A 10,941-nucleotide genomic window follows, 5' to 3' on the forward strand; every position below is an offset into this window, starting at 1 on the left:
CGCTGTAAAAGCTATTTTTAACCCGGTATGAGTACAAAAGCGCAAAACGAACGAATTCTTTTCGGCCTGAAGGTGAAACAACTTCGACAGCAGTTGAGCATGTCTTTCGCTGATTTGTCAGAGAAAGCAGGCATGTCGGTGTCTTACCTCAACGAGATTGAGAAAGGAAAGAAATACCCCAAAGGGGAAAAAATCCAAACCCTGGCACAAGCCTTGAACGTAACTCCGGCAGCCTTGGCATCCTCGGATGTAGATGAAGGCCTGGCTCCGATCCACGATCTCTTGCAATCCAATTTTCTCAACGAACTCCCTTTGGAGCGTTTTGGCATCGACCTCGCAAAGGTAGTAGAAATCATCGCTGGTGCACCTTCTCAGGTTGGCGCTTTTATTTCTACCCTGTTGGAATTGTCGCGCAACTATGCCCTGCGGCAAGAGCATTTTTACTTTGGGGCATTGCGCTCTTACCTCGAATTGAACAACAACTACTTCGAAGAGCTGGAAACCGCGGCAGAAAACTTCACCACAAGCAACCAAATAACCGCAATCCAGCCTTTTTCCGGTGAACAATTGCGCAATATTCTGGAAGAAAAATACGACTACATCATCTCCGAGAATGGCCTCGATCGTTACCCTGAACTGCAACATTTGCGCTCCCTCTTTATCCCCAAACGCAAGGAATTGCTCCTGAGCAGCAAACTCTCGGCTATCCAGCGCTCTTTTGAATACGGCAAGGAATTGGGTTTTCAGTTTATGCACATCAAGGAGCGGGCTTATACTTCTTCCATCTTGCGCGGACGGTCTTTTGAAGAAGTACTCAATCATTCCAAAGCCATCTATTTCTCGGTAGCTGTGCACCTGCCCCTCCAATCCATCATTCAGGATCTGGAGCAATTTTTTAAACTCCAAACCTGGGACGGTGCGGCGTTTCAGGCCATCATGCTCAAGTATGACGCTACCCCAGAGATGTTTTACCACCGCCTGACCAATATTTTGCCGCGCTTCTTTGGCATCCGCAAGTTGTTCTTTCTGCGCTTTGTGCACGATCCGATCAAGGCGACGTTTGATGTAGACAAAGAATTGCACCTCAACCACAAACACCATCCCCATGGCAATGGCATCTACGAGCATTACTGCCGCCGTTGGGTCTCCATCGCGTTGCTGCAAGAACTATTTGAGCTGAAACAAAGTGGCAAACCCAGCGAATTGCTGGTCAAAGCGCAAATATCCAATTACCTGAATACAGCCGATCAGTACCTTTGCATCACTTTGGCCCGGCCTTCGTACCCATCGCCCAACAAAAACGTCAGCGTGACCATTGGCCTCCTGATCGATGATGAGTTGCGGTCTAAAGTACTCTTTCTCAACGACCCTGCCATTCCAGCCCGTGAGGTACACACCACCTGCGAGCGCTGTCCCATTGAAAATTGTGTCGAGCGGGCGGCAGAACCGGTCATTGCGCAAAAGAAACAGCAATTTCAACTGATTCAAGAGCGTTTGAATAAACTTCTTGGATAGATGCTAGTCTGAATTGTATTTTCGATGTATAAAAATGTGTAAAGAATGTTCAACCGTTGCTTTTTATTCACCCTGACGATTGTTGCTTTTTCAACCCTTCAAGCCCAAAAGGCCATTTCACTCGAAGAAATTTGGAAAAAAAATACTTTCTCCGCCCGTACCGTGCCCGGTTTTAGCTTCCAAAATGATGGGCGACATTACTCCCGTCTGGACGCCAACAAGATTGTGCAGTACGATCTGACTACGGGTACCTCTACCGCAATATTGTTCGATCCAGCAACGCTGAATCCCAATTTAAGCATCGATTCCTACCAGTTCAGCGCCGATGAATCCAAGTTGATCCTGGCCACTGCCGTTGAGCCAATTTACCGACACTCCAGTCGGGCCAATTTTTACGTGTACGACCGCAACCTGAAGCAGTTGAACCCGCTTTTTGCCGAAGGCAAAACCATGTACGCAACATTTTCACCCAAAGCCGACAAAGTTGCTTTCGTGTTCAAAAACAACCTTTACTACAAAGAGCTGGCTGCTGGAAAAATCACCCAGGTCACTACCGACGGGGCGCTCAATGCCATCATCAATGGGGCCACGGATTGGGTATACGAAGAAGAATTTGCGATGGATTGCGGCTTTGCCTGGTCGCCAGATGGCAGCAGCATCGCCTTTTATCGCTTCGATGAGCAGGAAGTGCCTCAATACACCCTCAGCAACTTTGAAGCAGGCATGTACCCCAGCTACGTAACCTACAAATACCCCAAAGTGGGCGAAAAAAACTCCAAAGTCAGCATCCACCTGTACAACCTGGCCAGTGGAAAAACCCTGAAAGCGGAGACCGATCCAACTACCGAATACATTCCCCGCATCAAATGGACCAACGACCCCAGCAAGCTCTGTATTTTCACCCTGAATCGCCATCAGGATCAACTGGATGTCCTATTGGCCGATGCTGCAACTGGCAAAACTTCCATCCTGCTGCAAGAAGACAACAAATACTACGTGGACATCCACGACAACCTCAGTTTTCTGAAAGACGGCAAACATTTCATCTGGACCAGTGAAATGGACGGCTGGAACCACCTCTACCTGTACGACCTCAGTGGCAACATGGTGCGCCAAATCACCAGTGGCAAATGGGAAGTGAGCAATTTTTACGGGGTGGATGAAAAAACCGGCACGCTTTATTTTCAATCCTCGGAAGCTTCCCCTCTCGAACGCCAGGTAGCCCAAATTGGACTGGATGGCAAAAACAAAAAAACCATTTTTGCCGAAAAAGGCTGGGCCAACGCACAGTTTGGGCCCACTTTTGAGTATTACGTGATCGACCACTCTACCGCCAACAGCCCGGCCAGCTATACCGTTTTTGATCAAAAAGGAACCAAAGTGCGGGTAATCGAAGAGAATATTTTTGTAAAAAACCTGCAAAAAGAATACGGGGTTCAACCCGTTGATTTTTTTGCGTTCAAAACCCGCGGCGGCACCGACCTCAATGGCTGGATGATCAAACCCGCCAATTTTGATCCCACTAAAAAACACCCGGTACTGATGTTTTTGTACGGTGGGCCAGGCAGTCAGGAGGTAAAAGACAGTTGGCGCGGCCAAAACTACTGGTGGTTTCAAATGCTGGCGCAAAAAGGCTACATCGTAGCTTGTGTCGACAACCGAGGCACGGGAGGACGCGGCGAAGAATTCAAAAAAATGACCCAATTGCAATTGGGCAAATACGAAACCGAAGACCAGATTGAAGCCGCCAAATACCTGGGTCGTTTGCGCTATGTGGATCCAGCCCGCATCGGCATTTTTGGCTGGAGTTACGGGGGTTACATGTCTTCTTCTTGCTTGTTCAAGGGGGCAGGTACGTTCAAATGTGCCATCGCGGTAGCGCCCGTCACCAACTGGAAATGGTACGACAACATTTACACCGAGCGCTACATGCATACCGTACAAGAAAACCCGAAGGGATACCAGGAAAACTCTCCCATCAATTTTGTAGACCAACTCAATGGCAATTACCTGCTGGTACACGGCATGGGCGACGACAATGTGCATTTTCAGCACACTGCCGAGCTGGTCAATGCCCTGGTGGATGCCGATAAGCAGTTTGATACTTATTTTTACCCCAATCGCAACCACGGCATATATGGCGGCAATACGCGTTTCCACTTGTACACCAAGATGACCCAGTTTCTGGATGAAAAGCTCAAAGGCCCCGAGCCAACCCAAGCGGGAGCCTACAGCAAGGATATACTGAACCGCGACGCCATCAAATACCGCCAGCAACTCAGTAAACCCAAGCCCCAGCAATTGCCCCAGGCAAAAGAATAGCTAAAAGTAGAAGACAATCGTAAATGTTGCGCACCTCGCCTTCGGCGATGCGTGTAACAAGTTTTTAGCCACAAATGACACAAATTTTCACAAATCGCGGCACGAACTTCGTTCGTTCCATGAGTACAGACACAAGATTGTGGCTCAATTTGTGAAAATTTGTGAAATTTGTGGCTGAACATCCCCTAAACACTCCACCGAAGGTGGGGTGTTTAACTTTTACAAGTAACCTTAAGTGATGATTCTTTCTGGAACTTTCCTGCCGTAGGTGACATTTATAGACGGGAGTCATCCCGAATTGTAAAAAAATGAGAGATGACTTCTATTTCAAGTAGTTCGAAAATATGAAAAAGAAAGCCGCACCGGAAATCACCAATCGCCGGGCAACCTTTGAATACGCATTTGTCAGCAAACACGAAGCAGGCATTGCACTATTGGGAACAGAGATCAAATCCTACCGCGCAGGGCACGTCAACCTTAGCGATGCCTACTGTCTGTTTGAAAAAGGGGAATTGTACATCCACAACCTCTACATTGCAGAATACGAAAACGGCACGTACTCCAACCACATCCCCCGTCGCTTGCGCAAACTCCTGATGCGCAGAAAAGAACTCAACAAACTGGAACGCAAGGCCAGCGAAAAGGGATTCACCATCATACCTTACCGCGTCTACCTGAGCGAAAGAGGATTTGTAAAAGTAGAGATTGCCCTGGCACAAGGCAAAAAATCATATGACAAACGGGATTCCATTCGCGAAAAAGACAACAAACGCGAACTGGATAGATTGAACAAGATCAAACTGTGATGCCGTATACTCGGGCAAGCAGGTCTCAAGGGAACAACATTTTTTTACCGCAACGTAAAAGGAAGTTGATCAGTTATCGCTCGGTGTGTTGTTTGAATTTTGTGCACGCTCAATTGCAGCCTGTACACTTTCCAATGATAAGGTTAGGATTGTGGCAATTTTCTCGGCATCTAATCCTAGTTGTAGCATTTCAGGCACAGCATGATTGAGGAGTGCTTCGTCGCGTTTGGCTTCCCCGAGCTCGATGCCTTGTTCGATGCCTTGTTCGATGCCTTGTTCGATGCCGATTTTTTTAAATTCTTCCTGGATGGCTTGTTCGAATCCCATTGGTTGAGTTGCTTTAGTGATGACCATTAAATCCTGTTCAAATTTAGTTTTTATTTCTGAATTTTCAAAGCCTACGTAAAGGGCAATGAACCCAATAATAAACTTAATTTGGTCTTTAGACAGATTGCGCTTCAGCAAGCGGCGGATCATATCGAGTTTTAGTTGCACCAGTTTCTGTTCATCTTTGGGTTTGTTGAGAAATTGCCATGCCGCTTCCATAACTGCAGCAAAAGGATTGGGATCATTGGCCAATTCCCGGACTGAATGATCAAGCAATACGTAGGTGTTGAATTTGTAGTTGACTTCCGTTCCCCAAAAAGTCTCTCTGTACTCCTTGAAATGAAAATTTCGATTTCGATCAGTGTAAATGGCGAGTGCAGCGATCTGGCGATGGAATTTATCTCGGATGCGGTAGCCGCACTCATACATGCGTTGGGCAAACAGAGCATCACGATAACCCTGGATTTCTATATGCGCCAAAAACCATACTTCGACTCCGCTCAGTAACCATACTTTAATGAGTTTATCGGCGTGGCGCTTTTTGCCGGGGTTGTCAGGAATCAGTTTTTGGAGCTCGGTATCCAAAAACTCAAAGCCGCGTTCAAAGTCGATTTGATCCACGTAATCTGAAAAGAAATAGCGGATAAAGTCATCAATTAGGGTTTCGATGATACTTTTCCAGAGGGTATCTTTGGGAAATGCCATGCGTTGGGTTTGAAAAGTAAAAATACTATTTGTTTTTCATTAAAAAAATAAAAAACAAAATAATTTTACTTTTCAAACCAAAACACGTTCTCTTCATATGCATTCCCTAAAAAGCTCCTATCGCTCCAAGGTTGGACGTATACACAACGATCAACACAATGTAGAATACAATGTATACCCCAATCAAAACCAGGGTGAGGATGCCCAGGAATTTGAACAAGCGCCCCAGGTTTTCAAACGAAGTAGCCAGGTTTTGGCTTCCATCGCCATCAATTGCTGCTTTCATACTCGTAGCAAAACGGCGCAAATACAGCAGTGGCAAAACGTACAGCACCAACACGGCCATGTAAAGAACGCCTCCTCCCCACATCAAAGGTACAATGCCCTCCATCCCGGGCATGCCACCAAAAGCGCTCATGCTGGCAAAACTGGCAAACATCAACAAGCCGATAAGTGCGCCAATACCGGTCAAGACAAAGCCAATAATGGCCAAAATGTTGCCCCAGCGGGAAGCAGTAAGCAAGTCAGACTGCATGTCCGCATCGATTTGCAAGCCGTCTCCTCCCGTGCTGGAAGGTTGATACTGGTCTAGTATTTCAGAATTTTCCATAAAATAAAGTATTTGAAGATTTAGTAAATTACCTCTATTAGGACTGTAAAATAGGCATTTGACTTTTGGATTCAAAAAATCTGCGAAAATCTGCGAAAAAAATCTGCGTGAAATCTGCGTGAAATAAAAAAGTAGAGGCCTAGTGACAAACCTCAATCCCCCCGATGACCGTAGTCATTTCCCTTCCAATAGCACTGCAATAGTTTTGCGGATAGATTCCACCATTTTTAACACCCATTGAGATGACAAATTCCCTGCTGCTGCAAAAATACAATACGCCAGTGCCCCGCTATACCAGCTACCCCACCGTGCCGTACTGGGAAGAAAAACCCATCAGCGAACGCGCCTGGATTCAGCATTTTCAGGATGCATTTCAAGTGGATCGTGGTATCAGTTTGTACATCCACCTGCCTTACTGCGAGAAATTGTGTACTTATTGCGGGTGCAACAAGAGAATCACCAAAAATCATGGGGTGGAAGCACCCTATATCGCTTCCATCCTCCAGGAATGGGAGTTGTACGTAAAAAATCTACCACAAAGGCCCCTGATCAAAGCATTGCATCTGGGCGGCGGAACGCCTACTTTTTTTCATCCTGATCAATTGGAAACGCTGATTAGAGGAATTTTTAAACATGCCGACCTGGCTCCTGAAGTTGACTTTGGGTTTGAGGCGCATCCCTCCAGCACTACCCGTCAACACTTGACAACACTGTACTACTTGGGCTTCCGCCGCATCAGCGTGGGGGTGCAGGATTTTGCACCCGAAATCCTGGACATCATCAACCGCCAACAAACCGAAGAAGAGGTACATCAGGTGACCGAGTGGGCGCGCGAATTGGGCTACACCAGCGTCAATTATGACCTCATCTTTGGCCTGCCCCTGCAAACCCCGGCACACATCCGCACCACCATGCAAAAGCTGGAAAGCCTGCGGCCCGATCGCATCGCTTTTTACAGCTATGCGCATGTGCCCTGGATCAAACCGAGCCAACGCGCTTATTCCGAAGCAGATCTGCCTTTGGGTACGGCCAAGCGCGAATTGTATGAACTTGGCCGGGATCTATTGGAAGACATGGGCTATCCCGAAATCGGAATGGACCACTTTTCGTTGCCAACAGACGATCTTTACCTGTCTATGCAAGCGGGAACCCTACACCGCAATTTTATGGGCTATACGCCTTTTTATACCCGCTTGAGCATTGCCTTGGGCGCTTCCTCCATCAGCGACAGTTGGGATGGTTTTATCCAAAACGAAAAAGGCATCGAAGAATACCAGGATGCCATTGCCCGGGGGCATTTCCCCATTACCAAGGGGCATTTATTTACCGAAGAAGACCAAATCCTGCGCACGCATATCCTCAACATCATGTGCCGCTACGAAACCGATTGGAGCGATCCAGCCTTGCAGTGCGCCGCCTTTGAAGACATCATCGGCCGATTCGACGACTTGATCGCCGATGGGTTGATAGAGGTAAATGGACAGCACCTGGCAGTTACCGCTTTGGGGCGTCCTTTCCTGCGCAACATCTGTCTGGCATTTGATGCGCGTTACTGGCAAAAACAGCCGGGAGCGAAAGTGTTTAGTCAAGCGGTGTAAAAAACGAACCAAAGACACTTGAACTAGTCTAGGGTATTGTTTTTGTTGATTAATCGCTTCAATTCCTGGCGATTGTTGATGTTGAGCTTGCGGTAAATGTTTTTGACATGGTAGCGCACCCCGTTGATGCTGATCAGGATCAGGTCTGCGACGGACTGGTAGGTCATTCCGTCGGCCAACATGCGAGAGATGCTGAATTCCTGTTGACTAAGTTCGGTGTTTACTTCTACAGGAAGATGAAAATATTCCACCAGGTGTCTAGTGACTTCGTTGCTCAAGGGGTACTCGTTGTCTTCCAAGGCACTGATTAAGCTTGTCTCCAGTTCGCCCAGGTTTATGCCCTTGACGAGGTATCCGCTTGCCCCATAGCTCAAGGCTTGAAAGATGGCCTCTTTGTCGTCCAAAATCGATAAGATGACGACCTTACCTTCTTTCATTCTATTCAGAATGATGGGAATACCGTCAATTCCGGATTTTTCATTCAAAATAATATCCAGCAATACCAGTTTGATGTCCAAAAAATCGCGGTGGTATTTTGAAAAATCAGCAACGGAGCTTACCGCCAAAACACATTTTATTTTTTTTGATCCATTGAAATAGCTGGATAGTTCAGTCAGTAACTCTGGAGAATCGTCAATAATGGCAATGTTGTACATAAGTTGAGGACTACACACGTTTAGAGCAGTGGGGTATTCAGTTGACAATGCTGGCCTTCCTCATTTTCATCAAATTGGATCATGCCTGCAACGGCCTTCAGCCGTTGGGCGATATTTTTGATCCCGTAGGTTTCATTTGATGATTCCACAGGCGGCAAGCGCGTTGGATTAACAATTTGAAAATGATTTCGGATTTGAATTTTGAGGATATTTTCCTTTAAGTCAATTTGTGTTTCAATTCGCTTCGGTTGGGTATGCTTGAGCATGTTGATGAGCAGCTCTTGACAGGTCATCAAAATGTGGTTGGCGTTTTGGGAGTTTATCTTCCGTTGCAGCAGCGCATTGGAGATGGAAGTGGTAATCTGGTGAGGAATCAGGGGTTCGATGGTCGTTTTACTGAAATCCCGCAGCTTATTGATCAGGGCCTCGAGGGTATGGCTTGAGGTTTTGAAAGACCACATCAAGTTGCGAACCACCTGCGTTGAACTGGTGGCCAGTGCTTTCAAATTCTGCGCCAGAGATTGTCTTCTCTTGGGCTGCAATGCCGGATCGGCAAGCTGATCGGCAATGATTTTGATGGCATACAGGCGGCCACTCAGGTTGTCGTGCAAATCTGCTACCATCTCACTGCGCAGTTGGGTCTCTTTTCTGTCGCGCTTTAACTTCATGTGTCTATACCACAAGGCAAGGAATACTAAGCTACCAATAACCAAAACATAATACATTCGTTTTATTTTACAGCTTGTCTAAGCGAGCAAAACACGCCAATCGTTCAAAGTAGGCTATTCTAAACCACAATATAGGGGATACTCCTTTAATGCACAAATACTACATGCTTTATGTAGTTTATTTAGGGGCAAAAAAACAGGGGCTGACCCAGCAATTGCCGGATCAGCCCCCATTTTGTGGAGTAGAGACGCGATGAATCGCGTCTCTACCTTATGCCCCATGAATGAATTCAGGGGCTATGGATTACTCCACAATAATCATTTTCTTGGTCGCCGTGAAATCATCAGCTTCCAAAGTGTAATACAACACCCCTGAAGCGTTCAGATCGCTGGCCTTCAAGGTAACCTGGTTCATACCTTTAGCGTAAGTTGCACGAACGCTCTTCAGGATACGGCCAGTTACGTCGCTGATGGTCAAAGTTGCAGCAGTTGCTTTTGGCAGGTTGAAGTTGATCAGCGTCTCACCGTTGAATGGGTTAGGCGTGTTTTGCTTCAATTCGAAACCAGTTGCTACCTCAGCACCGTTGAATTTCAATGCAACGTTCAATTGATCGTTGTTGCCATTGTAAGCTTCAGCAGTTACTACGCGGTTCAAGCTCAGGGCGTTGCTCAATTGAGCATCAGCCTTTGCACGCAGCACCAAAGTGAACAATGCACCCTGCTTTGCTTCACCGTTCCAAGAAGTAGTGATGATGCCTTCGTTGGTGAATACACCGAAGTTTTCAGCTTTGGCAACACCGTAAACGATGTCAACCAATTCTACTTTGCTCTTGTCCAGGTTCAATGCGAACTGGTAACCTTGTACGTTCTTCAGGTCAGCAGCGTTGAATTCAACACTGTACTCTTGGCCAGCCTTCAGGGCAGCTTCAGCAGCGTTGATGTCCAATGTTCCAGCAGTACGTACTTCAGCAGCAGTTGCTGCGCTTACCGTTGCGCTTGCGTTAACATCACCCACCTTTACAGCGATGAAACCTGCGTTTACAGTTCCAGTCAAGTTGTTGATGTTGGCAACTTCAGGGAATGTAGCAGCCCATGGGTTGCTAGCATTTGGGAATTTGTAAGCAGCATCTACGAATCTCCAGGAAGTGTTGTTTTGGAAAGTTTGATCGATGTTCAGGATCAACTTACGCAATGAAATCAAGTCCAGAGTAGTGATTGACTTAGAGTTGTTGACGTCAGCAGCAATCATTTTGTATGGGCTGTTCAGGGCCTGTACATTCAGGATGTGCTTCTGGATCAATACCAGGTCAAAAGTAGATACACCATTCAGGTGGTTTTTGTCCAATTGTGGCGTTACTGTGAAGTCACTTCCTTTAGCCAGGCTAACGAAAGAGTAACCACCGTTGGCAGTAGAAGTTGCAGTCTGAGAAGCAGCACCACTCAAAGTGATGGTTGCACCTTGCAGGTTAGCAGATCCTTCAGTTGAGATGGTACCAGCGATAGAGCCAGCTCCACCAGGAGCATCAGGACATACTTTGCGGTTGTCTTGAACTTCAATGTAAGTTACGCAGAAGTCGTCGTTGCCCACTTCGTCCCAAGCATGCAATTCAACCAGGATTACTTTGCCTTTGTCGGCACAAGTCAGGTTGATGCCGGTCACGTTTTTGTCTTTTTTGTCGCCTACGCGGTTCAAAGAGTACTTCGTAACCAGTTTCAAACCATCCTTCACTTCTG

General features: G+C 46.8%; 9 protein-coding genes. 4 read left to right on the top strand and 5 right to left on the bottom strand.

All coding sequences use genetic code 11. The features are described from left to right. Nucleotides 1–27: 27 nt before the first annotated feature. The 3 genes from ABW391_RS05395 (at nucleotide 28) to smpB (ending at nucleotide 4,643) form a co-directional block, all read left to right on the top strand. Nucleotides 28–1,515 carry a helix-turn-helix domain-containing protein gene (locus ABW391_RS05395; protein ID WP_353480811.1) on the top strand — a complete coding sequence of 496 codons (1,488 nt, stop codon included), beginning with the start codon at nucleotides 28–30 and terminating at the stop codon, nucleotides 1,513–1,515. A 45-nt stretch (nucleotides 1,516–1,560) separates the two neighbouring features. Further along, nucleotides 1,561–3,837, top strand: coding sequence for a S9 family peptidase (locus tag ABW391_RS05400; protein WP_353480812.1), 2,277 nt, complete (start codon nucleotides 1,561–1,563; stop codon nucleotides 3,835–3,837). Nucleotides 3,838–4,181: 344 nt separating this feature from the next. Beyond that, entirely contained in the window at nucleotides 4,182–4,643 is a 462-nt protein-coding gene (gene smpB / locus ABW391_RS05405; RefSeq protein ID WP_353480813.1) for an SsrA-binding protein SmpB, read from the top strand. Nucleotides 4,644–4,712: 69 nt separating this feature from the next. Here smpB and ABW391_RS05410 read toward each other — a convergent pair whose 3' ends face one another. Together ABW391_RS05410 and ABW391_RS05415 are read right to left on the bottom strand one after the other, a co-directional pair. After that, complete coding sequence (locus ABW391_RS05410; RefSeq protein WP_353480814.1) at nucleotides 4,713–5,675, bottom strand: RpnC/YadD family protein; 963 nt, start codon at nucleotides 5,673–5,675, stop codon at nucleotides 4,713–4,715. Between the two features lie 106 nt (nucleotides 5,676–5,781). Then, a complete protein-coding gene (locus ABW391_RS05415; protein WP_353480815.1) occupies nucleotides 5,782–6,285 on the bottom strand; it encodes a hypothetical protein in 504 nt (167 codons plus the stop codon). Between the two features lie 242 nt (nucleotides 6,286–6,527). Between ABW391_RS05415 and hemN the strand changes: the two genes are divergently transcribed. Then, complete coding sequence (gene hemN, locus ABW391_RS05420) at nucleotides 6,528–7,883, top strand: oxygen-independent coproporphyrinogen III oxidase (RefSeq protein ID WP_353480816.1); 1,356 nt, start codon at nucleotides 6,528–6,530, stop codon at nucleotides 7,881–7,883. Nucleotides 7,884–7,906: 23 nt separating this feature from the next. On the opposite strand, the gene ABW391_RS05425 is transcribed toward hemN, so the two are convergent. The 3 genes from ABW391_RS05425 to ABW391_RS05435 all read right to left on the bottom strand — a co-directional run. Then, nucleotides 7,907–8,539, bottom strand: coding sequence for a response regulator transcription factor (locus tag ABW391_RS05425; protein WP_353480817.1), 633 nt, complete (start codon nucleotides 8,537–8,539; stop codon nucleotides 7,907–7,909). Between the two features lie 20 nt (nucleotides 8,540–8,559). Next, nucleotides 8,560–9,264: a sensor histidine kinase gene (locus ABW391_RS05430; protein ID WP_353480818.1), complete on the bottom strand. Its 705-nt coding sequence runs from the start codon at nucleotides 9,262–9,264 to the stop codon at nucleotides 8,560–8,562. Between the two features lie 247 nt (nucleotides 9,265–9,511). Further along, on the bottom strand, nucleotides 9,512–10,941 hold a 1,430-nt coding region (locus ABW391_RS05435), incomplete at its 5' end, for a T9SS type A sorting domain-containing protein (RefSeq protein WP_353480819.1).

Origin of the sequence: Haliscomenobacter sp. (assembly GCF_040403615.1) — a bacterium.
Taxonomy (GTDB): domain Bacteria; phylum Bacteroidota; class Bacteroidia; order Chitinophagales; family Saprospiraceae; genus Haliscomenobacter.